Origin of the sequence: Escherichia sp. SCLE84 (assembly GCF_012584495.1) — a bacterium.
GTDB lineage: Bacteria > Pseudomonadota > Gammaproteobacteria > Enterobacterales > Enterobacteriaceae > ECMA0423.
Genome location: NZ_CP051431.1, coordinates 159557 through 183846, shown reverse-complemented (window position 1 = coordinate 183846; position 24290 = coordinate 159557). Strand labels below are relative to the sequence as shown.

General features: G+C 51.4%; 19 protein-coding genes and 2 pseudogenes. 13 read left to right on the top strand and 8 right to left on the bottom strand.

All coding sequences use genetic code 11. The features are described 5' to 3' along the window. The first annotated feature begins 64 nt into the window (after positions 1–64). From HGD79_RS25295 to HGD79_RS25285, 3 genes are all read left to right on the top strand, one after another. On the top strand, positions 65–322 hold the full coding sequence (locus HGD79_RS25295; RefSeq protein WP_042634392.1) for a hypothetical protein: 258 nt from the start codon (positions 65–67) through the stop codon (positions 320–322). Positions 323–696: 374 nt separating this feature from the next. Beyond that, positions 697–1401, top strand: a complete 705-nt coding sequence (locus tag HGD79_RS25290; RefSeq protein ID WP_001067858.1) for an IS6-like element IS26 family transposase — start codon at positions 697–699, stop codon at positions 1399–1401. Between the two features lie 549 nt (positions 1402–1950). Then, positions 1951–2859, top strand: a complete 909-nt coding sequence (locus HGD79_RS25285) for an HNH endonuclease (RefSeq protein ID WP_001372261.1) — start codon at positions 1951–1953, stop codon at positions 2857–2859. A 387-nt stretch (positions 2860–3246) separates the two neighbouring features. On the opposite strand, the gene HGD79_RS25280 is transcribed toward HGD79_RS25285, so the two are convergent. The 4 genes from HGD79_RS25280 to silR all read right to left on the bottom strand — a co-directional run bounded on the left by HGD79_RS25280 (position 3247) and on the right by silR (position 6571). Next, positions 3247–3597 carry a DUF305 domain-containing protein gene (locus tag HGD79_RS25280; RefSeq protein ID WP_000694953.1) on the bottom strand — a complete coding sequence of 117 codons (351 nt, stop codon included), beginning with the start codon at positions 3595–3597 and terminating at the stop codon, positions 3247–3249. 143 nt (positions 3598–3740) lie between these two features. Continuing rightward, positions 3741–4172, bottom strand: a complete 432-nt coding sequence (silE, locus tag HGD79_RS25275; RefSeq protein WP_000790483.1) for a silver-binding protein SilE — start codon at positions 4170–4172, stop codon at positions 3741–3743. Positions 4173–4422: 250 nt separating this feature from the next. Next, positions 4423–5898 (bottom strand): copper/silver sensor histidine kinase SilS, encoded by a 1476-nt coding sequence (gene silS, locus HGD79_RS25270; RefSeq protein ID WP_000555737.1) that lies wholly within the window; start codon positions 5896–5898, stop codon positions 4423–4425. Then, positions 5891–6571 carry a copper/silver response regulator transcription factor SilR gene (gene silR, locus HGD79_RS25265; protein WP_000697965.1) on the bottom strand — a complete coding sequence of 227 codons (681 nt, stop codon included), beginning with the start codon at positions 6569–6571 and terminating at the stop codon, positions 5891–5893. Before silR ends, silS begins: the two co-directional genes overlap by 8 nt. A gap of 189 nt (positions 6572–6760) precedes the next feature. On the opposite strand from silR, the gene silC reads away from it, so the two are divergent. The 7 genes from silC (at position 6761) to HGD79_RS25230 (ending at position 16430) form a co-directional block, all read left to right on the top strand. Continuing rightward, positions 6761–8146, top strand: a complete 1386-nt coding sequence (gene silC / locus HGD79_RS25260) for a Cu(+)/Ag(+) efflux RND transporter outer membrane channel SilC (RefSeq protein ID WP_063107410.1) — start codon at positions 6761–6763, stop codon at positions 8144–8146. A gap of 27 nt (positions 8147–8173) precedes the next feature. Beyond that, a complete protein-coding gene (cusF, locus tag HGD79_RS25255) occupies positions 8174–8527 on the top strand; it encodes a cation efflux system protein CusF (RefSeq protein WP_001246155.1) in 354 nt (117 codons plus the stop codon). 113 nt (positions 8528–8640) lie between these two features. Beyond that, positions 8641–9933 (top strand): Cu(+)/Ag(+) efflux RND transporter periplasmic adaptor subunit SilB, encoded by a 1293-nt coding sequence (silB, locus tag HGD79_RS25250; protein WP_001398209.1) that lies wholly within the window; start codon positions 8641–8643, stop codon positions 9931–9933. A gap of 10 nt (positions 9934–9943) precedes the next feature. After that, positions 9944–13090 carry a Cu(+)/Ag(+) efflux RND transporter permease subunit SilA gene (silA, locus tag HGD79_RS25245; protein ID WP_011251357.1) on the top strand — a complete coding sequence of 1049 codons (3147 nt, stop codon included), beginning with the start codon at positions 9944–9946 and terminating at the stop codon, positions 13088–13090. 86 nt (positions 13091–13176) lie between these two features. Beyond that, entirely contained in the window at positions 13177–13617 is a 441-nt protein-coding gene (locus tag HGD79_RS25240; RefSeq protein ID WP_000758221.1) for a DUF411 domain-containing protein, read from the top strand. 97 nt (positions 13618–13714) lie between these two features. Further along, positions 13715–16192 (top strand): Ag(+)-translocating P-type ATPase SilP, encoded by a 2478-nt coding sequence (gene silP / locus HGD79_RS25235; protein WP_011251358.1) that lies wholly within the window; start codon positions 13715–13717, stop codon positions 16190–16192. Between the two features lie 40 nt (positions 16193–16232). Further along, entirely contained in the window at positions 16233–16430 is a 198-nt protein-coding gene (locus HGD79_RS25230; protein WP_000843501.1) for a DUF2933 domain-containing protein, read from the top strand. Positions 16431–16463: 33 nt separating this feature from the next. On the opposite strand, the gene HGD79_RS25225 is transcribed toward HGD79_RS25230, so the two are convergent. After that, complete coding sequence (locus tag HGD79_RS25225) at positions 16464–17201, bottom strand: peptidoglycan DD-metalloendopeptidase family protein (RefSeq protein WP_000287499.1); 738 nt, start codon at positions 17199–17201, stop codon at positions 16464–16466. A 274-nt stretch (positions 17202–17475) separates the two neighbouring features. Beyond that, complete coding sequence (locus tag HGD79_RS25220) at positions 17476–17925, bottom strand: hypothetical protein (protein ID WP_001023231.1); 450 nt, start codon at positions 17923–17925, stop codon at positions 17476–17478. 234 nt (positions 17926–18159) lie between these two features. On the opposite strand from HGD79_RS25220, the pseudogene pcoA reads away from it, so the two are divergent. Further along, positions 18160–19752, top strand: a pseudogene (pcoA, locus tag HGD79_RS25215) (multicopper oxidase PcoA); the annotation flags it as partial. A gap of 100 nt (positions 19753–19852) precedes the next feature. On the opposite strand, the pseudogene HGD79_RS25210 reads toward pcoA, so the two are convergent. Beyond that, positions 19853–21604, bottom strand: a pseudogene (locus HGD79_RS25210) (Tn3-like element TnAs1 family transposase); the annotation flags it as partial. 3 nt (positions 21605–21607) lie between these two features. Here HGD79_RS25210 and HGD79_RS25205 point away from each other — a divergent pair. Both HGD79_RS25205 and HGD79_RS25200 read left to right on the top strand, forming a co-directional pair. After that, complete coding sequence (locus HGD79_RS25205; protein ID WP_001351729.1) at positions 21608–22000, top strand: isochorismatase family cysteine hydrolase; 393 nt, start codon at positions 21608–21610, stop codon at positions 21998–22000. 137 nt (positions 22001–22137) lie between these two features. Beyond that, entirely contained in the window at positions 22138–23022 is an 885-nt protein-coding gene (locus tag HGD79_RS25200) for an EamA family transporter (protein WP_000058717.1), read from the top strand. A gap of 31 nt (positions 23023–23053) precedes the next feature. Here HGD79_RS25200 and tet(A) read toward each other — a convergent pair whose 3' ends face one another. Next, a complete protein-coding gene (tet(A), locus tag HGD79_RS25195) occupies positions 23054–24253 on the bottom strand; it encodes a tetracycline efflux MFS transporter Tet(A) (RefSeq protein WP_001493765.1) in 1200 nt (399 codons plus the stop codon). Positions 24254–24290 lie beyond the last annotated feature (37 nt).

Here is a 24290-nt window from a genome sequence, read left to right as displayed (position 1 = left end):
CTGAACCCTGGCGACGCCTTTTAAACCGGCGTCATTCTTTTTACGAGCAACAGACGGAGAAAAAATGAATCTGAACGAACGAAGCACGAGCGCAGCGACGCCAGATTTGAGCCGACTTTATCTCATTTCCGGGCGCATTATGTTTGATGATGATGATCAGGCCTACCCGGTCGAAGCCGATTCCCCTGGTGATGCAGAGGAGGCTTTTCGGCATCATATTGCCGACAGTGCCGACGACTTAGAAAAGGTGATTATAGTTTCCTCTACAAGTTTCGCTTCAGCTCACAGCAGTCGCGTAATTTGTCGGCCTGCCGTGAAGTAATTTCAGCTTCCAATGATATTTCCCTCTTTATAAAAGCCGCCGTCTGGCGGTTTTTATTTGCAAAAATGAATATTAATCCTGAACAATATTAATTTAAGATGAGGTGGTGTTCATATTCTTCTTAATATTTTTTCTAAAAAAACGACTTCAGGTTATTAGTTGGTAGTAGTGTGTTTGTTATGATCTTCTCATCAAATACATTAATTAAATAATCAAGGAGTCAACTGTGGCAGATAATTATACTCTGGCGTCGTTTATTATTCCCTGCACTCAGGAGCAGGCTAAAATGGCACAAGAAGCAATCACATTCGGGCACTGTTGCAAATAGTCGGTGGTGATAAACTTATCATCCCCTTTTGCTGATGGAGCTGCACATGAACCCATTCAAAGGCCGGCATTTTCAGCGTGACATCATTCTGTGGGCCGTACGCTGGTACTGCAAATACGGCATCAGTTACCGTGAGCTGCAGGAGATGCTGGCTGAACGCGGAGTGAATGTCGATCACTCCACGATTTACCGCTGGGTTCAGCGTTATGCGCCTGAAATGGAAAAACGGCTGCGCTGGTACTGGCGTAACCCTTCCGATCTTTGCCCGTGGCACATGGATGAAACCTACGTGAAGGTCAATGGCCGCTGGGCGTATCTGTACCGGGCCGTCGACAGCCGGGGCCGCACTGTCGATTTTTATCTCTCCTCCCGTCGTAACAGCAAAGCTGCATACCGGTTTCTGGGTAAAATCCTCAACAACGTGAAGAAGTGGCAGATCCCGCGATTCATCAACACGGATAAAGCGCCCGCCTATGGTCGCGCGCTTGCTCTGCTCAAACGCGAAGGCCGGTGCCCGTCTGACGTTGAACACCGACAGATTAAGTACCGGAACAACGTGATTGAATGCGATCATGGCAAACTGAAACGGATAATCAACGCCACGCTGGGATTTAAATCCATGAAGACGGCTTACGCCACCATCAAAGGTATTGAGGTGATGCGTGCACTACGCAAAGGCCAGGCCTCAGCATTTTATTATGGTGATCCCCTGGGCGAAATGCGCCTGGTAAGCAGAGTTTTTGAAATGTAAGGCCTTTGAATAAGACAAAAGGCTGCCTCATCGCTAACTTTGCAACAGTGCCCTCCGGAGGACCAGGGGGAATGACCGGGTCTGTTACGGTGAGGGAATCTGTAAACCTCAGGATTTTTGCCGGGACAGTACGTATAACTGCTATCTTGATTAGTAAATGTTAAAATTTGTAGGTATCCACCCGTTAAACAAAATGATTAATATTTAAAAATACTCTTTGAACACCCGTGCCGTAATAATGAAGTACATTAAAAACGTTATCCGGTCATGTGAAACTGAGACCGTCTCTTCGTCATGTAAAATGCCGTACTTTCTTTGTCGTGAAGAATGACCGGGTTAAGTCCATAAGGTTGAGAGGAAGTCTGCTGATGTGATACGCTCAAGGCGAGATTTATCTCAGTGAGAACTCACTGCAACAAAAAGTTTTTGGACAACAAAACACAAAGTTGTTTTGGACTGTAGGAGTCCAAGAGACAATGACATTACATACAACGCCGTGTAACGGATTTTACATTATTACAAAGCCTGTGTTACAAGAGAGTTATGGACATGATTGAAAAAATATGTGAAGTAATTGATGGTGAATACGTCTGTGATATAGATATTAGCGTTGAAGAATGGAAGATTTTATTAAGGGATAAAAAAGTTTTTGATGACAAAAGTATTGCAGCGTTAAAAAAATGGTTCATTGAGCCAGACCATTCCTGTACATGTTTCGATATCGGCAAGAAGTACGACCTGCACAGTATGAGTGCTAATGGTGTAATCAATGGGTTGGGTGGAAGAGTTCAGAAGCAGCTTGGCCGATTCGAGGTTAAAGGAGTCGGAAAGATTGCTTCCGGGACAAAATTCATTACAGTCATGAAAAGTAGAGAAATTAAAGGAAACCCAAAGCGAAATTTATGGACTATCCGTGAAGAACTTGTTCAGGCAATAAAAGAACTAGATTTTTTTAGTACGAACGAAAGCTCAAGCATTGATTTTTACTCAGATAATGATTTGATCACTGCTCTAGAAGAAAGTAATCACTTTGACGTTACTCAGACATTTGAGTATAGCGAAAAAGCGAAACCTAAGAAAGCTGCAATAGAAGTCAAAAATGGACTCTCATACCCAAGAAGTAAATCTGTTTCAAAAAATGCGCTTAACAAAGCTGATTATAAATGTGAAATTAATTGCGACCATCCAACGTTCAGAAGGCGAAACTCTCCTCTAAATTACACAGAACCTCATCACATTGTCCCGATGTCAAAGCAAGACTATTTTGAGAATTCACTGGATGTGGAAGAGAATATCATATCACTATGTTGCAACTGCCATAAACAAATTCATCTTGGCAAGGGGTTTGAAGATATGTTGAGGAAAATATATGCCGAGCGGAAAGATGTATTAAAAAAAGCGGGAATCGAGATATTATTAGAGGATTTGATTCTTTTTTACAAGATGGAAGGTAATTAATCTTCGAGAAGATGCATGCTTATTTTTATTTTTTTAGCAATGAATGTGAAATACTGCCTGACTATCAATCCTGTCATGTGGTTCAGATTTATGGGGGAGGATTTTAATATTTTACCAGCATGGCATGTCGATCAATCGGTTAAGTATAGCGCCAGGTAACCAGACGGATTTTCCCTCTCAGGCGGGAGTCGTTATCCATCGTCCAGTACCTGATTAAAAGTAGGAGTAATTACAAGAAAATTAAATTGTATGACTATTATTTCCGTTCAGAAAAGAAAGTTACATTAAAAACCCGAAATTATTCGGGTTTTTAATTAGTTAAGTGCTATATATTTTCGTGTCCGGGGGTACCCTAAGAGGGTGCGCAAGACAACACTCCAGTGTTCATTATTTATGACTGTCAAGCCATTTATTCATCTGCTCAATTTCACCTTTTTGAGCTTTAATGATGTCCTGCGCAAGCTTTCTCATTTCGGGATCTTTTCCGTATTTGAGCTCGGTCTCAGCCATTGCGATTGCCCCTTCATGGTGTGCGATCATACCTTTTGCAAAGGCCTTATCGGGATTGGATTCATTAACGGCGGCCATCATTTTTTCATGCATATTTTTCATGCCAGCCATATATTCCTGTGATGATGCCGATGAGTGCATATCTGACATTTTCATTTCCGAATGTTCAGCAGAAATGGCTGGCAGGGATAACATTAATATTACAAAAAGGGTGTTTTTGATTTTCATATAATAATTCCTTTCAGACAGGTACCGGTTAAGTGTAGCTGAGTCAGACAAAAAAGCCCCCTGACGGGGGGCAAAAATGTAGCAACGTTGTTTCAGGAAAATCTATCAGGGAAAAGGTAACAGCACGGATACTACCGTCGCATTCAGCCTGCATTGATCATGCGGCGGTGCGCTTCGGCCATAGCCTGATGTGGGCCGGATTGCCCGTTATTCATGAATTCATGGGCAACCGCTGCTCTTTCATGCTCATTCATCGCCGCGTAAGACGTTGACGGGACGGTCGTGGATACCGTGTTATTTCCCATCATCTTCTGATGACTTTCCACCATTTTCTGGTGCGCATCCGCCGAGCCGTTCGTCATGGTCTCATGAGCAATAATGGCCTGTTCATGCTGGTCCATACCGGTCATACGAGGAGCAGTCCCCTGGATCCCGACAGGAGCCGCAGCAGACTGCATCTGGTGAGCAGGAGCCTGTGCATTGTTGACGCGATCATGGATATTCACGGTTTCAGTGGCCCAGGCCGATGAAATTAAACCAAAGCCCAGCAAAGATGCTAATACGATATTTTTCATGATAACTCTCCATTTCTGAATTAGTGATGTCCGGGGAAGTACAACCGGTGTTTTCAGTTCCATAACTGAAACAAGTTCGGCAGCGTTTATTTCTCCGGAAGAGGGCTGGATATTCATTTCCTGGCGTACTCTGACGCCGGGTATTGATGAAGCAATCCAGCCTTCCTGATAAGTTGCACTAATTATATCGAATGGCTTCTGTTTGCTGCATGACAGGCTAATGACATCTTTGTCATTTACATCTTTATTTTCAGCATTGGGTTTCCGGGATCATTTTCTCCAGTCTGGGCACGGATAAGATAAAACGCGTGGAGCGTACGTCTGATTCCACCTGCACTCTTCCGTGATGTGCTTCCACGATTGACTTCACAATCGCAAGGCCGATGCCGCTGCCTTCTCCTTTTCGTTGTCTGGATGGATCCACCCGATAAAAACGGTCAAACAGCCTTGATAAATGTTCTTCAGGGATCGGTTTCCCCGGATTTTCAATCACAAGGTCAAAAAAGCTCTCCTGCTCTCTTATTGAGACGGTGATTGCCTGTCCCTCCGGGGTATAACGCAGGGCATTGGATAACAGATTATTGATCGCCCTTCTGAACATTTGTGGATCTCCCTCAACCAGGCAGGGCATCCCGTTAAATTTGAGCGTGATATTGCGTTCTTCGGCCCAGGCTTCGAAAAACTCGAAGACTTTCATGACTTCCGCTCTGAGGTCAAACATGACCCTGTCAGGTATCAGCTGATTATTATCTGCCTGTGCCAGGAACAGCATATCGCTGACCATTTTGGTCATCCGGTTATACTCTTCAAGACTGGAATAGAGGACATCCTCAAGTTCCCTCTGTGTTCGATCCTGACTCAGTGCGATTTCAGTCTGCGTCACCAGATTGGTGATGGGCGTTCTGATCTCATGCGCGATATCGGCAGAGAAATTGGCCTGGCGGGTAAAGACATCCTCAATCTTTCCAATCATATGATTGAACGAGATAACCAGTTGCTCCAGCTCAATGGGAACGCGTGTCGGTTCCAGTCGCGCATCAAGATTCTCGGAGGTGATGTTTTTAATGGCATTGCTGACATTACGAAGGGGCAGGTGCCCCTGACGGACAGCGATTCGAATGATCAGAACAATCAACAGGCTTATCACGACGGCAATCGCAATCAGGTTCTTTTTCAGCGCATCGAGGTAATGGAGATGGAAATTAATGGATAGGCCAGTCAGCATGACATAGTTCTGCTGTTTGCCCTGAAATATCGCCTGACCAGAGGAGGCGATAATCCTGTATGTTTCCATCTTCATTTCGGACCCGGTATCCATCGGTCCCGCAGGATCCTCCACCGTCCAGAGAAAGACATCCCGTGCGCGGCTGTGCTCGCTAAAATCTGCTGAATTCACTGCCGGGCGTAGTGCCGCCCCCTGAGCTGAGCTAAAGAGCACTTCACCCCTGGGATTGAGGAGCAAAAGGGCAACGTTGCGGTAGCTGGCAATTGATTCCTTTATTTTGCTTATTTTTTTATCATCCGGATCCACCGGGGACTGCAGTATACGGTTCAGTGTGGTGCTGATTTGTTGAAGATCGCTGACATCCTGCTCGGCAAAATGATTTTCAACAGAATGCAGCATAAACCAGGTGAAGGCGATAAAAGCCAGTATCGTGGACAGGCTGATAAAAAAGGTCAGCCGCAGAGCGAGTGAGAAAGGGCGTCTGGAAGGTTTGCTATGCATCCGGGACCTCCAGCATGTAGCCCACGCCCCGGACTGTCTGGATCAGCTTTGTCCCGTAATCGTTGTCTATTTTAGCGCGGAGTCGCTTTACTGCGACATCGATCGCATTAGTGTCGCTGTCAAAATTCATGTCCCAGACCTGAGAGGCAATCAGGGAGCGGGGAAGAACCTCTCCCTGATGGCGAATGAAGAATTCCAGCAGGCTGAACTCTTTACTGGTGAGCACAATGCGGTTTCCGGCGCGACTGACTTTTCTGGATACGAGATCAATCGAGAGGTCAGCCACCTTAAACTGGCTTTCCGTGATCATCGTGTTTCCCCGCCTCAGAAGGGTTCTCACCCGGGCGAGCAGTTCGGCAAACGCAAAGGGTTTAACCAGATAATCGTCCGCACCCAGTTCCAGTCCTTTGACCCTATGTTCGATCGTGCCGAGGGCTGTCAGCAGTAAGACCGGCATACCCTTTCCGGCAGTGCGCAGCATGCGGATGATATCCCAGCCGTTCACATCAGGTAGCATGATATCCAGAATGACTAAATCATACTCGGCTGTCATGGCGAGATGATATCCGGTAAGACCATTATCAGCGTGATCCACTACGAACCCTGCCTCTCTAAGCCCTTTGCTGAGATATTCACCTGTTTTAATTTCGTCTTCGACGATCAATATTTTCATCTTGCTCCCCGGCTGGCTGCCAAGGTCATTCTATTGCGCCCACGATCGTTATCAACGGATTACAGCAAAAATGACAACATTGTCATTATCCTGTCACCCGACAAACAGAGTGCATTCTGTAAAGTAACCCTGGTAATACTCTGGACTTCATTTGAACCATTTACCAGGTCTGCCTGGACGAGAAGCGTTATGTTCAAATTAAAATTACTCAGCATTAGCACGATATTCATCCTGGCCGGTTGTGTCTCTCTGGCACCTGAATATCAGCGCCCGGCAGCACCGGTACCCCAGCAGTTTTCACTGTCCCGAAACAGCCTGACGCCAGCAGTGAATGGTTATCAGGATACGGGCTGGCGTAACTTTTTTGTCGATCCCCAGGTTACACGGCTGATTACTGAAGCCCTGAATAATAACCGCGATTTGAGAATGGCTGCCCTGAAGGTTGAAGAGGCCCGGGCCCAGTTCAACGTCACGGATGCAGATCGTTATCCCCAGCTGAATGCCTCATCCGGGATCACATACAGCGGTGGTCTGAAAGGCGACAAGCCGACCACACAGAAGTACGACGCGGGTCTGAAACTCAGCTATGAGCTCGATTTTTTCGGCAAACTTAAGAACATGAGTGACGCTGATCGCCAGAACTACTTTGCCAGCGAAGAAGCCCGTCGGGCCGTACACATCCTGCTGGTCTCCAGCGTTTCACAAAGTTATTTCAGCCAGCAACTGGCGTACGAACAACTCCGTATTGCGCGGGAAACGCTGAAAAATTATCAACAGTCCTATGCTTTCGTTGAGCAACAGCTCGTGACCGGGAGTACGAACGTTCTGGCTCTTGAACAGGCCAGGGGACAAATCGAAAGTACCCGCGCCGAAATAGCCAAACGAGAAGGCGATCTGGCTAAGGCAAACAATGCCCTGCAACTGGTGCTGGGAACGTACCGCGCACTTCCGTCAGAAAAAGGGATGAAAGGCGGGGAGATCGCACCAGTAAAATTACCACCAAATCTGTCTTCACAAATTTTGCTGCAGCGACCGGATATTATGGAAGCGGAATATCAGCTGAAAGCGGCTGATGCCAATATTGGCGCAGCGCGAGCGGCCTTTTTCCCCTCCATTACCCTGACCAGTGGTCTTTCCGCAAGCAGTACGGAGCTGTCCAGCCTGTTTACGTCAGGAAGTGGAATGTGGAATTTTATCCCTAAAATTGAAATTCCTATATTTAATGCTGGCAGGAATAAAGCCAATCTGAAGCTGGCTGAAATTCGCCAGCAACAGTCGGTGGTTAATTACGAACAAAAAATTCAGTCAGCCTTTAAGGATGTTTCCGACACGCTTGCGCTGCGCGACAGCCTTAGCCAGCAACTTGAGTCACAGCAGCGTTATCTTGATTCACTTCAGATAACTCTCCAGCGTGCCAGAGGATTGTATGCAAGTGGTGCTGTCAGTTACATCGAAGTGCTGGATGCAGAACGTTCCCTCTTCGCTACCCAGCAAACCATTCTCGATCTTACCTATTCCCGGCAGGTTAACGAAATTAATCTGTTTACCGCGCTGGGTGGCGGTTGGGTAGAGTAAATTTATTTAATTAATCAGGAAATTAAAATGCGTAATTCACTTAAAGCCGTTTTATTTGGTGCCTTCTCTGTCATGTTTTCTGCCGGTCTTCATGCTGAAACACATCAGCATGGCGATATGAATACTGCCAGTGATGCTTCGGTACAGCAAGTTATCAAGGGCACCGGTGTCGTTAAAGACATTGATATGAATACTAAGAAAATCACCATTTCGCATGAAGCAATTCCAGCGGTGGGCTGGCCTGCAATGACCATGCGCTTTACTTTTGTTAATGCAGACGATGCTATTAATGCCCTGAAAACAGGCAACCATGTCGATTTCTCGTTTATTCAGCAGGGCAATATCTCCTTACTCAAAAGCATTAACGTGACGCAGTCCTGATTGGCTGTCCGGAGCGATTACATCCTGTGCGCCTGTACATTCACATAGGTATATGTGTGAGTTAACCGTCAGGCGCATATGCCAGGTGCTTTGATTTTTTAGCGGAAAATTGTATGGCTTCTTTAAAGATAAAATATGCTGCAATAATTATCAGCAGCCTCATAGCAGGGGGGCTGATATCGGTTACTGCCTGGCAGTATGTAAACTCATCACAAAAAACAGTACAAACCGAACAAAAGGCACCGGAGCGAAAGGTACTTTTCTGGTATGACCCGATGAAACCGGATACCAAATTTGATAAACCCGGAAAATCGCCCTTTATGGATATGGACCTGGTGCCAAAATATGCTGATGACAGTGGCGATAAAAGCAGTGGCGGGATCCGTATCGACCCAACCCAGGTTCAGAATCTGGGATTAAAAACGCAAAAAGTCACGCGAGGAATGCTGAATTATTCTCAGACAATCCCGGCTAATGTCAGCTATAACGAGTATCAGTTTGTTATTGTGCAGGCGCGTTCTGACGGGTTTGTCGAAAAAGTCTACCCCATGACGATTGGCGATCATGTGAAGAAGGGGACGCCACTTATCGATATTACCATTCCGGACTGGGTGGAAGCACAGAGTGAATTCCTTCTGTTATCCAGCACCGGTGGTACTTCCACGCAAATTAAAGGCGTTCTGGAACGGCTTCGCCTGGCAGGTATGCCGGAAGAGGATATTCAGAGACTGCGTTCTACCCGGAGCATTCAGACCCGTTTTACCATTAAAGCACCTATTGATGGTGTCATTACTGCATTTGACCTGCGCACCGGCATGAATATTTCGAAAGATAAGGTGGTGGCTCAGATTCAGGGAATGGACCCGGTCTGGATCAGCGCTGCAGTGCCAGAATCTATCGCCTATCTGCTGAAAGATACGTCGCAGTTTGAAATTTCGGTACCGGCTTATCCGGATAAAACATTCCATGTCGAAAAATGGAATATTCTTCCCAGCGTGGATCAGATAACCCGTACGCTTCAGGTCCGTCTCCAGGTTTCTAATAAGGATGAGTTTCTCAAGCCGGGCATGAATGCCTATCTGAAACTGAATACCAGAAGCCAGGAGATGCTGCTGATACCAAGCCAGGCCGTTATCGATACCGGCAAAGAACAGCGCGTGATTACTGTTGATGATGAAGGCAAGTTTGTGCCGAAACAGATCCACGTTCTGCATGAATCACAGCAACAGTCCGGCATCGGCTCCGGCCTGAATGAAGGCGATACCGTGGTGGTCAGTGGCCTGTTCCTCATTGACTCCGAAGCCAATATTACGGGCGCGCTGGAACGTATGCGCCACCCTGAAAAAACAAAAAGCAGTATGCCAGCAATGTCTGACCAGCCTGTAAATATGCATTCAGGGCACTGAGGAGACGACGATGATTGAATGGATTATCCGGCGCTCTGTCGCCAACCGTTTCCTGGTCATGATGGGGGCCCTGTTTCTCAGCATCTGGGGAACATGGACGATTATTAACACGCCGGTAGATGCCTTGCCTGACCTGTCAGATGTGCAGGTCATTATCAAAACCAGCTATCCCGGCCAGGCCCCGCAGATTGTAGAAAACCAGGTCACCTATCCGCTTACCACCACCATGCTGTCCGTGCCTGGCGCAAAAACCGTGCGTGGTTTTTCACAGTTCGGGGATTCGTATGTGTATGTCATTTTTGAAGACGGCACCGATCTGTACTGGGCGCGCTCTCGCGTGCTGGAGTATCTGAATCAGGTTCAGGGAAAACTGCCTGCTGGTGTGAGTTCTGAAATCGGTCCTGATGCCACGGGTGTGGGCTGGATTTTTGAATATGCCCTTGTCGATCGCAGCGGAAAACACGACCTTTCAGAACTGCGTTCTCTGCAGGACTGGTTCCTGAAGTTTGAGCTGAAAACCATTCCTAATGTCGCTGAAGTTGCATCCGTAGGCGGCGTGGTTAAGCAGTATCAGATCCAGCTTGACCCGGTAAAACTGACGCAGTACGGCATCAGTCTGCCAGAAGTAAAACAAGCTCTTAGCTCATCTAACCAGGAAGCCGGTGGCTCATCTGTTGAAATTGCTGAGTCAGAGTATATGGTCCGGGCCAGCGGTTATCTTCAGACTATTGATGATTTCAAAAATATCGTCCTGAAAACGGGGGAAAATGGAGTACCTGTTTACCTGCGTGATGTTGCCCGCATACAAATGGGACCGGAAATGCGGCGTGGTATCGCTGAGCTTAACGGTCAGGGCGAAGTCGCTGGCGGAGTGGTGATCCTGCGTTCGGGCAAAAATGCACGCGAAGTCATTACGGCGGTGAGGGATAAACTGGACACGCTGAAGGCAAGCCTGCCTGAAGGAGTGGAGATCGTAACGACATACGATCGCAGCCAGTTAATCGATCGTGCGATTGACAACCTCAGTTACAAGCTTCTTGAAGAGTTTATCGTTGTTGCTGTCGTTTGCGCACTGTTCCTCTGGCATGTCCGTTCTGCCCTGGTGGCGATTATTTCTCTGCCACTTGGCCTGTGTATCGCCTTTATCGTCATGCACTTCCAGGGGCTGAATGCCAACATTATGTCGCTGGGAGGGATTGCAATAGCCGTCGGAGCGATGGTGGATGCCGCCATCGTCATGATCGAAAACGCGCATAAACGGCTTGAGGAGTGGGACCATCAGCATCCCGGGGAACAGATTGATAATGCCACCCGCTGGAAGGTTATCACTGACGCCTCCGTTGAAGTGGGTCCAGCGCTGTTTATCAGCCTGCTGATTATCACATTATCGTTCATTCCTATTTTTACCCTGGAAGGGCAGGAAGGGCGTCTGTTTGGTCCGCTGGCCTTTACAAAAACGTATTCCATGGCGGGTGCAGCCATACTGGCAATCATTGTTATCCCTATTCTGATGGGGTTCTGGATCCGCGGGAAAATTCCTGCTGAGACCAGTAACCCACTGAACCGGTTGCTGATTAAAGCGTATCACCCGTTACTGCTCAGGGTACTACACTGGCCAAAAACAACCCTGCTGGTTGCGGCTTTATCCATTTTCACTGTTATCTGGCCACTGAGTCAGGTGGGCGGCGAGTTTTTACCGAAGATTAACGAAGGTGACCTGTTGTATATGCCGTCAACGTTACCTGGCGTGTCTCCTGGAGAAGCTGCTGCGCTCTTACAGACCACGGACAAACTAATCAAAACGGTGCCTGAAGTGGCCTCAGTTTTTGGCAAGACCGGTAAGGCTGAGACCGCCACGGATTCTGCTCCGCTCGAAATGATGGAAACCACCATCCAACTGAAACCTGAGGATCAGTGGCGTCCAGGCATGACGATTGACAAGATTATTGAAGAACTCGACAGGACCGTCCGTTTACCGGGTCTGGCCAACCTCTGGGTACCGCCTATCCGTAACCGTATTGATATGCTCTCAACCGGCATTAAAAGTCCGATAGGTATTAAGGTATCGGGTACTGTTCTGTCGGATATCGATGTAACAGCACAGAGTATCGAAGCAGTCGCTAAAACCGTACCTGGTGTGGTTTCCGCACTGGCTGAACGACTGGAAGGTGGACGTTATATTGATGTGGACATTAACCGGGAAAAAGCTTCCCGGTACGGGATGACTGTGGGCGACGTCCAGCTGTTCGTCTCTTCAGCAATCGGTGGGGCTATGGTGGGTGAGACGGTTGAAGGCGTGGCCCGGTACCCTATTAACATTCGCTATCCGCAGGATTACCGTAACAGTCCGCAGGCGTTGAGGGAGATGCCAATCCTGACCCCAATGAAGCAGCAAATTACGCTGGGCGATGTTGCCGATATTAAGGTCGTTTCCGGACCAACCATGCTGAAAACCGAAAATGCCCGTCCAGCCAGCTGGATTTACATTGACGCGCGCGGCAGGGATATGGTGTCGGTGGTTAATGACATTAAAACGGCGATCAGTCAGAAAGTGAAACTGAGACCGGGTACCAGCGTGTCATTCTCCGGACAGTTTGAACTGCTTGAGCATGCCAACAAGAAACTGAAGCTGATGGTGCCGATGACGGTGATGATCATCTTCATCCTGTTGTATCTGGCATTCCGCCGGGCTGATGAGGCCTTACTTATTCTGATGAGCCTGCCGTTTGCGCTGGTAGGCGGGATATGGTTCCTGTACTGGCAGGGCTTCCATATGTCTGTCGCAACCGGCACCGGGTTTATCGCCCTGGCCGGGGTGGCAGCAGAGTTTGGCGTGGTCATGCTGATGTATCTGCGTCATGCCATTGAAGCGCACCCGGAATTGTCCCGTAAAGAGACGTTCACACCGGAAGGCCTTGATGAAGCCCTCTATCATGGTGCCGTACTGCGTGTCCGGCCGAAAGCCATGACCGTGGCGGTGATCATTGCGGGTCTGCTGCCAATACTCTGGGGAACCGGTGCAGGTTCAGAAGTCATGAGCCGTATCGCGGCACCCATGATTGGTGGGATGATCACGGCTCCGCTGCTGTCCCTGTTCATTATTCCTGCCGCCTACAAATTAATCTGGCTGCGCAGACATAAAAAAAGCGTGTCCTGAACCTGAAAGGGCACCCCCTGTGGGTGTCCTTCTTTACTGATTCACCCTGACGTCAGGGTTTATATCGATAATATACAGAGGTGAGTATGAAAAAAGTGGTTCTAATAGCGCTGGCTCTCGGCCTTTCACTACCCGCGATGGCGAGTGAAAAAGTGATTGATATGTACAAATCTGAAAACTGTGGCTGTTGTTCCCTGTGGGGCAAAGCGATGGAAAAAGACGGGTTTGAAGTACGAACTCACATCATGAATGATCAGGCGCTGTCAGCCCTGAAAGAAAAGCATGCTATTCCTGCAGGACTACGAAGTTGTCATACCGCGGTTGCCGGTAATTTGATCATTGAAGGCCATGTGCCTGCGACAACGATACATAAGGCAATGCAGTCTGGTTCGGGTATATACGGTCTCGCCACCCCCGGTATGCCAGCAGGAAGTCCTGGAATGGAGATGGGAGCCCGAAAAGAGGCTTACGATGTTATCGCATTCTCACCGGATGGAAGTAAAAAAGTCTTCCAGCGAATCGAATAGTCAGCGGAACGGCTGATAACGGGACGCCGGTAGCAGGCACTCCTGTGCCGGCGATATTCGTGGTAATCGCATCCATGACATACCCTGAAGACAGAAAATGCTTCAGATATGCATAAGGAGAGTTACAGTGAAAAATAACAATGCAGTGCAACACAACAACCAGACTGCTTCTGAGCAGACATTATCCCCGGACGAGGGCCACGTATTGCATAAGGTGAGAGATCCCGTGTGCGGGATGGCCATCCTGCCCGACAGGGCGCACAGCAGCATTCGATACCAGGACCATCAACTTTATTTCTGCTCCGCCAGCTGTGAGAGTAAATTTAAAGCCCATCCCGATCGTTATCTTACCGAAGATGCCAGTGAACATTCCCATCACCATCACCACGATCATCACGAAGTCAGCCCTGATCAGATAAAACAGCCTCACCACCAGGCGGAAAAAGAGAATTCTGAAGGTGTGTGGACATGTCCGATGCACCCGGAGATACGCCGCAGTGGTCCCGGAAGCTGTCCTGTCTGTGGAATGGCACTGGAGCCGCTCGTAGCTACGGCATCCACGGGGCCGAGTGATGAACTTCACGACATGACAAGACGCTTCTGGCTGGGGTTGTTGCTGGCGTTTCCGGTTCTGGTACTCGAAATGGGATCTCATCTGTTTCCCGACTTGAGGAATACATTACCGCCACAGTACAACACATGGCTGCAGTTGCTTCTGGCCTCCCCTGTCGTGTTGTGGTGTGGCTGGCCATTCTTCGCCCGGGCCGGAATGTCGTTACGTAACCGCTCCCTGAATATGTTTACCCTTGTTGCAATGGGGACCGGCGTAGCCTGGGTTTACAGCGTCATTGCAACCGTCTTCCCCTCCTGGTTTCCTGCATCGTTCAGAAACATGGATGGCCTGGTGGCCGTTTATTTTGAAGCCGCAGCAGTTATTACGGTGCTTGTTCTGCTGGGACAGGTTCTTGAGCTGCGGGCACGGGAACAAACCTCAGGCGCCATTACTGCGCTTCTGAACCTTGCCCCCAAAACCGCCAGACGGCTGGATCATGACGGTCATGAAACGGATATTAATGCGGAAGATGTCCTGCCTGGCGATAAGCTCCGCATCAGACCTGGAGAGAGTATTCCGGTCGACGGTATCGTGATCGAAGGCAAAACAACCGTTGATGAATCGATGGTGACCGGGGAGTCTATGCCGGTTACCAAAACGAAGGATGACCCTGTCATTGGGGGGACGATTAATCAGACAGGTAGTCTTATCATCCGTGCAGAGAAAGTCGGTGATGAAACGATGCTCTCACGAATTGTTCAGATGGTCGCTGATGCACAGCGTTCGCGTGCCCCCATCCAGAGAATGGCTGACAGCGTTTCAGGCTGGTTTGTTCCTCTGGTGATACTTATCGCGGTTGTTGCTTTCGTGATCTGGTCTGTCTGGGGGCCCGAGCCCAGGATGGCGCACGGTCTGATTGCGGCTGTGTCGGTCCTGATTATTGCCTGCCCCTGCGCACTGGGGCTGGCCACACCGATGTCGATAATGGTGGGGGTAGGCAAAGGAGCCCAGGCCGGGGTGTTAATCAGGAATGCCGAAGCCCTTGAGCGTCTTGAAAAAGTGGACACGCTGGTTGTCGACAAAACAGGCACGCTCACGGAAGGTTCGCCTACGGTGACAGGGATTATCAGTCTCAATCCGGGTGGGGAAGCATCTCTTTTACGTGTAGCGGCCGCAGTGGAAAAAGGCTCGCAGCATCCGCTGGGTATGGCTGTAGTCCGGGCAGCCCAGCACAGGGGGATCATGATACCCGCAGTCAGTGATTTCAATGCTCCGTCGGGGAAAGGTGTTTCAGGCGATGTTGAAGGTCAACGGGTTGTTATTGGTAATGAACTGGCTATGCAGGAAAACAGTATCGTTATTGATAATCAAAAGGCCGTTGCGGATAAGTTGCGGATGGAAGGCGCTACCGTTATCTATGTGGCCACAGATGGGTACCTTGCAGGCCTGATAGCTATCTCGGATCCCGTGAAAGCAACCACGCCGGATGCACTTAAAGCGTTGCGTCAGGCGGGGATCCGCATCGTTATGCTCACCGGGGATAACCAGCTTACCGCTGAAGCAGTCGCACGGAAACTGGGAATAGATGAGGTTGAAGCCGGGATTCTGCCGGATGGCAAAAAAGCAGTGATAACCCGACTGAAAGCGTCTGGCCATGTGGTTGCGATGGCCGGAGACGGTGTGAATGATGCCCCGGCGCTGGCAGCGGCTGACGTGGGAATAGCCATGGGAACGGGTACAGATGTGGCAATTGAAAGTGCCGGAGTCACCCTTCTCAAAGGCGACCTGATGATACTGAACAGGGCCCGTCATCTGTCAGAGATCACCATGAAAAATATCCGACAGAATCTGTTTTTTGCATTTATCTACAACGCACTTGGTGTGCCGGTGGCTGCAGGCCTGCTTTATCCTGTGTATGGAATACTGCTGTCGCCAGTTATTGCGGCGGCGGCCATGGCTCTTTCTTCCGTCAGCGTCATTGTGAATGCGTTGCGTCTGAAAAGTGTCAGGCTCGGGAAATAACACTGAGTGAAGGGTCTGTTATGAACAGAAGGAGTCCAGTATGAAAAGTACCACCTATGCGCTTGTTGCTGTCGCCGCGATCGCGGCATTTGCCCTCCTGCGAGAACACTGGTCACATGTGGCAGGTTACTGGCCATATCTGTTATTGCTGGTCTGCCCGCTAATGCATCTTTTCCACGGCCACGGAGGGCATGGGGATCACCAACATCACGGAAGTGAAAACAATAAAAAAAATTAATCCGGCAAACGGGGCCGCGTCGCGGTCCCGTTATCAGTCCAGGTATCGTTCGTAGTCTCTGGCATGCGCAAAGGCATGCTGTTCGAGTTTGTTATCAGCGGGTGCCGATGCCCGGAACGCCAGTGAATTAACAGGATTGTTATTGATGACCAGCTCATAATGTAAATGAGGACCGGATGAACGTCCGCTGTTACCGGATAACGCAATAGCACCTCCCCGGGTAACTCTGGCCCCTTTAGTAACGAGTATTTTATTGAGGTGGAGATAGCGAGTTTTAACACCGGCTTTTCCCGTTACTTCAACAAAATATCCCATGGTACTGTTGTATTCGGCCCGGGTAATTTTTCCGTCGATGACGCTGACTATTTTCGTGTTCATGGGCATGGAATAATCAATGCCATTATGGGGACTCACTTTTCCCGATACCGGGTTAAGTCTTGCAGGATTGAAAGGTGAACTGAGTCTTGCTGTGGCTGGTAACGGATAATCGAGACTGCCTTTCCCGGAAGTATCGGAAAGATTATAGAACTTTTTGTCTGATATACGATACGCCGTGTAATTAAATGAGCCGGACGTAAATTTATAAGCCACTACACGTGATTTTCCCGCTTTCTTTTGCAGTACGAGTTTTAATGATTCATTTTTTTTCAAATGCCGAAGATTAAAGCGGGAAGGCAAAGAGCGCTGAAGGATAGCGATCTCGTTCGATTCCAGCCCCGAGCGGGTGGCTGAAAGGTAAGCATTTTCTTTTACGACATCGGTAGAATACATTTACTGGAATTCGCCGTTAGCATGAACACTGCGGCGTATGCTAGGGGTTTTCAGGAGGCGTGTCATCTGCCAGTTAATCGGGAGCACCGTTGATGGTCGTCATTTTTGTAACATATCTTGTTTCCCGTTTGCTCCTGAAGATCTGGGAACTGTATGACCAGCCTGACGGTGATGATTAACGGGACTGAAACAGGTTACGGCAGAGCAATATGGGGCTCATGTCCTGCTACGTAACCCGTCAGTAAAGCCCTGCTAAGCACTAACCCGCCTGCAGTTACCTGGAGGAATACAGGCCGCGAAGCTTTCTTGCCTGTGTCTGATGAGCTTCCGCACCGGCATTATTGACCTGCTCATGCACGAGGGCGGCTTTCTCTCCGGCATTCAGTTCGTTAAAAGAAGAAGAGGAGGTCTTTGAATTTGCACCACTGTCGGACAGCATTTTTTTATGTTCCTCAATCATTTTCTGATGTGCATAGGACGCGCTGTTGTTCATAAATGAATGAGCAACAATGGCCCTTTCATGTTCATTCATTTCAGAGAATGAGGGCGTGTTGTTTTTATTAACCCTGTCCGGTAAGTTTTCATGCGTCGAGGAATTCACATGACTGACGGCTGAGGCATTATTAACAAATCGATGTGCTTCATGGGCAATATCACTGGACTGAGCAAAAGCTGCCCCACAAAATAAAGCTGTAAACGCAGTGGCCGTGATTAATATATTCATGTGTAATTACCTTCTGAGGTACATAAAAGATGTCCTTATGATCATATATAAAAATAATCAACCTGTGGGGAAGATAACGTAAATGTAATACAGCTATGTACATTACACGATTGTAATGAATTTGTTTCTTAAGGTGTGCTAGATTCATTTCATTGTAAGTGGATGAACCAGTAATTTAATTTAAATCGGTTCTCGAATTCTGTCAGTAACCATAATTTAAATAAGGGAATGCGCATGCTGTTGAAAACGTCTCGACGAACTTTCCTGAAGGGGTTAACCCTCTCTGGCGTAGCCGGAAGTCTTGGCGTATGGAGTTTCAATGCGCGTTCCAGTCTGAGCCTGCCAGTTGCCGCATCCCTGCAGGGTACTCAGTTTGACCTGACCATTGGTGAAACGGCCGTCAATATCACGGGCAGTGAGCGTCAGGCCAAAACAATCAATGGAGGCCTGCCGGGGCCCGTTCTTCGCTGGAAAGAAGGTGACACCATTACCCTGAAGGTCAAAAACCGTCTTAATGAACAGACGTCCATTCACTGGCACGGCATTATTCTTCCGGCCAATATGGATGGTGTTCCGGGGCTGAGTTTTATGGGCATAGAGCCTGATGATACCTACGTTTACACCTTTAAGGTTAAGCAGAACGGGACTTACTGGTACCACAGCCATTCCGGTCTGCAGGAACAGGAGGGGGTATACGGTGCCATTATCATCGATGCCAGGGAGCCAGAACCGTTTGCTTACGATCGTGAGCATGTGGTCATGTTGTCTGACTGGACCGATGAAAATCCTCACAGCCTGCTGAAAAAATTAAAAAAACAGTCGGATTACTACAATTTCAATAAACCAACCGTTGGCTCTTTTTTCCGCGACGTGAATACCAGGGGGCTGTCAGCCACCATTGCCGATCGGAAAATGTGGGCTGAAATGAAAATGAATCCGACTGATCTCGCGGATGTCAGTGGCTACACCTACACCTATCTCATGAACGGGCAGGCCCCGCTGAAAAACTGGACCGGACTGTTCCGTCCCGGTGAAAAGATACGCTTACGGTTTATCAACGGCTCGGCAATGACCTATTTCGATATCCGTATCCCCGGGCTGAAAATGACGGTCGTGGCTGCAGATGGCCAGTATGTAAACCCGGTTACCGTTGACGAATTCAGGATTGCCGTTGCCGAAACCTATGATGTCATTGTGGAGCCTCAGGGTGAGGCCTATACCATCTTCGCACAATCCATGGACAGGACCGGTTACGCTCGAGGGACACTGGCCACGAGAGAGGGGTTAAGTGCTGCCGTTCCCCCCCTCGATCCCCGTCCTCTGTTGACCATGGAAGATATGGGTATGGGGGGAATGGGACATGATATGGCAGGAATGGACCACAGCCAGATGGGAGGCATGGATAACAGCGGAGAGATGATGTCTATGGACGGTGCTGACCTTCCGGATAGCGGGACATCCTCCGCGCCCATGGATCACAGCAGCATGGCCGGTATGGATCATTCCCGGATGGCCGGAATGCCGGGTATGCAAAGTCATCCTGCGTCAGAAACGGATAACCCACTGGTTGATATGCAGGCGATGAGCGTCTCTCCGAAATTAAATGATCCGGGTATTGGTCTTCGAAATAACGGAAGAAAGGTTCTCACGTACGCGGATTTGAAAAGCCGCTTTGAGGATCCTGACGGACGTGAACCTGGCCGTACCATAGAACTGCATTTAACCGGCCACATGGAAAAGTTTGCCTGGTCATTTAACGGAATCAAGTTTTCAGATGCCGCACCGGTGCTGCTGAAATACGGTGAGCGGCTCAGGATCACGCTGATCAAGGGGTCTGACGCTCAGTGGAACGAAAACTCACGTTAAGGGATTTTGGTCATGAGATTATCAAAAAGGGGAGCCCGCAGAATTCGGAAAAAATCGTACGCTAAGGTTTTCCGGGCATCCGTAAGGGCCGAAACTTCCCGTCTTCCAGTCTGCGGCTCTGCCGCCAGACGTAATCGCCGGTTAGGTTGATGTGCTCCCAGCCCAGCGGCGACAGGAATTGCAGCAGCTCGCCGTCCACCGGCTTGCCGGCCTCGACCAACCCCTGGGTGGCGCGTTCCAGGTACACCGTGTTCCACAGCACGATAGCCGCCGTCACCAGGTTGAGGCCGCTGGCCCGGTAGCGCTGCTGCTCGAAGCTCCGATCCCTGATTTCCCCAAGGCGGTTGAAGAACACCGCCCTGGCCAGCGAGTTGCGCGCCTCACCTTTGTTCAGGCCGGCATGCACGCGGCGGCGCAGTTCAACACTTTGCAGCCAGTCCAGGATGAACAGCGTGCGCTCGATCCGGCCCAGCTCGCGCAGGGCCACGGCCAGTCCGTTCTGGCGCGGGTAGCTGCCGAGCTTGCGCAGCATCAGCGAGGCGGTGACGGTGCCCTGCTTGATCGAGCTGGCCAGGCGCAGGATGTCGTCCCAGTGGGCACGCACGTGCTTGATGTTCAGGGTGCCGCCGATCAGCGGGCGCAACGTCGGGTAGGCTTGCACGCCCTGCGGCACGTACAGCTTGGTTTCGCCGAGGTCGCGGATGCGCGGCGCGAAGCGGAAGCCTAGCAGGTGCATCAGGGCAAAGACGTGATCGGTGAAGCCGGCCGTGTCGGTGTAGTGCTCCTCGATCCGCAGGTCGGACTCGTGGTACAGCAGGCCGTCGAGCACATAGGTGGAATCGCGGACGCCGACATTCACCACGCGGGTGCTGAACGGCGCGTACTGGTCGGAGATATGGGTATAGAACAGCCGTCCCGGCTCGCTACCGTACTTCGGGTTGACGTGCCCGGTGCTCTCGCCCCGGCCACCCGCGCGGAAGCGCTGGCCATCGGAGGATGAGGTCGTGCCGTCGCCCCAGTGGGCGGCAAAGGCGTGGCGATACTGGTGGTTGACCAGCTCGGCCAAGGCCGCCGAATAGGTTTCGTCGCGGATGTGCCAGGCTTGCAGCCAGGACAGCTTGGCGTAGGTCAGGCCGGGGCTCGACTCGGCCATCTTGGTCAGCCCGAGGTTGATCGCATCACCGAGGATTGCGGACAGCAGCAACGTCCTGTCTTTGGCCTCGGCCCCGTCCTTCAAGTGGGTGAAGTGGCGGCTGAAGCCCGTCCAGTCGTCCACGTCCATCAGCAGTTCGGTGATCTTGATGCGCGGCAGTAACTGGCTGGTTTGGTCGATCAGCGCCTGCGCCCGATCCGGCACCGCCGCATCCAGCGGGGTGATTTTCAGCCCTGACTCGGTGAGGATGGCATCGGGCAGCTCGTTGTCCTTGGCCAGGCGGGTGACGGTGGCCAACTGCTCGTCCAGCAGCTGCAAACGCTCTTCCAGGTACTGGTCGCTGTTCGGGTTGATCGCCAGGGGCAGGGCCTGCTCGCGCTTGAGTGCGGCGAACTTCTCGGCCGGCAGCAGGTAGTCGTCGAAGTCGCGGAACTGCCGCGAGCCCTTGACCCAGATGTCGCCGGAGCGCAGGGCGTTCTTCAGCTCGGACAGGGCGCAGATTTCGTAGAATTTCCGGTCGAGGCCTTCCGGGGTGATCACCAGCGGCTTCCAGCGCGGCTTGATGAAGGCCGTGGGTGCATCGGCCGGCACCTTGCGCAGGTTGTCGGCGTTCATCTCACGCAGGGTCTGCACGGCTGCCAGCACGCCTTGCGCGGCCGGCCCGTGCTGTTCCCCAACTTTTCGCTCGGCGAAGAGTATGAACATGCGCCGCCGGCGACGAATCGCCAAATCTCACCGTATCTCCCGAGCGGACGATTTCGCACCGGTCTGCCCGTCGAAGGGCTTGCGATCGAACGGGGCGACCTTTTCTATGCATGTCCGCGAGCCAGCGTCTTTTATGGCACGGCGCTCGACGCCGACCTTCGGACGCGCGGCGTAAGCACGCTTGTCATGGCCGGGATAAGCACCACCGGCGTTGTTCTTTCAAGCGTCGCCTGGGCTAGTGATGCGGACTACGACGTGCGTTTGGTCCAGGACTGCTGCTACGACCCGGATCGGGATGCCCACGAAGCTCTGTTGCGTTCCGGGTTCGGCGGACGTGTACAGGTCGTGTAATTTTCGGGCCTCGCATGATCGCGGCCATAGCCGCAGGTGGATTGGTGCGAGGCAGGGCCAGTCCAAGTCAGGGTGCGGTCATCGCGGCGCCTGCAACTCTCAAAAACCCATCGCCGTAGCGGAGGTCTTGTAATCGCATGTCATTACGCACGCCCGATTTATTGTTCACAGCGATAGCACCTGCCATTTGGGGCAGCACCTACATTGTCACCACCCAATACCTGCCGAACTTCTCACCGATGACGGTCGCGATGCTGCGGGCGTTGCCGGCGGGTTTATTGCTCGTGATGATCGTCCGACAGATTCCAACGGGAATCTGGTGGATGCGCATCTTCATCCTCGGCGCACTTAATATTTCGCTATTCTGGAGCTTGTTGTTTATTTCGGTCTACCGCCTGCCGGGCGGGGTCGCGGCGACGGTAGGCGCTGTGCAGCCGCTGATGGTCGTGTTCATCTCTGCCGCTCTGCTAGGTAGCCCGATACGATTGATGGCGGTCCTGGGGGCTATTTGCGGAACTGCGGGCGTGGCGCTGTTGGTGTTGACACCAAACGCAGCGCTAGATCCTGTCGGCGTCGCAGCGGGCCTGGCGGGGGCGGTTTCCATGGCGTTCGGAACCGTGCTGACCCGCAAGTGGCAACCTCCCGTGCCTCTGCTCACCTTTACCGCCTGGCAACTGGCGGCCGGAGGACTTCTGCTCGTTCCAGTAGCTTTAGTGTTTGATCCGCCAATCCCGATGCCTACAGGAACCAATGTTCTCGGCCTGGCGTGGCTCGGCCTGATCGGAGCGGGTTTAACCTACTTCCTTTGGTTCCGGGGGATCTCGCGACTCGAACCTACAGTTGTTTCCTTACTGGGCTTTCTCAGCCCGGGGACCGCCGTGTTGCTAGGATGGTTGTTCTTGGATCAGACGCTGAGTGCGCTTCAAATCATCGGCGTCCTGCTCGTGATCGGGAGTATCTGGCTGGGCCAACGTTCCAACCGCACTCCTAGGGCGCGTATAGCTTGCCGGAAGTCGCCTTGACCCGCATGGCATAGGCCTATCGTTTCCACGATCAGCGATCGGCTCGTTGCCCTGCGCCGCTCCAAAGCCCGCGACGCAGCGCCGGCAGGCAGAGCAAGTAGAGGGCAGCGCCTGCAATCCATGCCCACCCGTTCCACGTTGTTATAGAAGCCGCATAGATCGCCGTGAAGAGGAGGGGTCCGACGATCGAGGTCAGGCTGGTGAGCGCCGCCAGTGAGCCTTGCAGCTGCCCCTGACGTTCCTCATCCACCTGCCTGGACAACATTGCTTGCAGCGCCGGCATTCCGATGCCACCCGAAGCAAGCAGGACCATGATCGGGAACGCCATCCATCCCCGTGTCGCGAAGGCAAGCAGGATGTAGCCTGTGCCGTCGGCAATCATTCCGAGCATGAGTGCCCGCCTTTCGCCGAGCCGGGCGGCTACAGGGCCGGTGATCATTGCCTGGGCGAGTGAATGCAGAATGCCAAATGCGGCAAGCGAAATGCCGATCGTGGTCGCGTCCCAGTGAAAGCGATCCTCGCCGAAAATGACCCAAAGCGCGGCCGGCACCTGTCCGACAAGTTGCATGATGAAGAAGACCGCCATCAGGGCGGCGACGACGGTCATGCCCCGGGCCCACCGGAACGAAGCGAGCGGGTTGAGAGCCTCCCGGCGTAACGGCCGGCGTTCGCCTTTGTGCGACTCCGGCAAAAGGAAACAGCCCGTCAGGAAATTGAGGCCGTTCAAGGCTGCCGCGGCGAAGAACGGAGCGTGGGGGGAGAAACCGCCCATCAGCCCACCGAGCACAGGTCCCGCGACCATCCCGAACCCGAAACAGGCGCTCATGAAGCCGAAGTGCCGCGCGCGCTCATCGCCATCAGTGATATCGGCAATATAAGCGCCGGCTACCGCCCCAGTCGCCCCGGTGATGCCGGCCACGATCCGCCCGATATAGAGAACCCAAAGGAAAGGCGTCGTCGCCATGATGGCGTAGTCGACAGCAGCGCCGGCCAGCGAGACGAGCAAGACCGGCCGCCGCCCGAAACGATCCGACAGCGCGCCCAGCACAGGTGCGCAGGCAAATTGCATCAACGCATACAGCGCCAGCAGAATGCCATAGTGGGCGGTGACGTCGTTCGAGTGAACCAGATCGCGCAGGAGGCCCGGCAGCACCGGCATAATCAGGCCGATGCCGACAGCGTCGAGCGCGACAGTGCTCAGAATTACGATCAGGGGTCTGTTGGGTTTCACGTCTGGCCTCCGGACCAGCCTCCGCTGGTCCGATTGA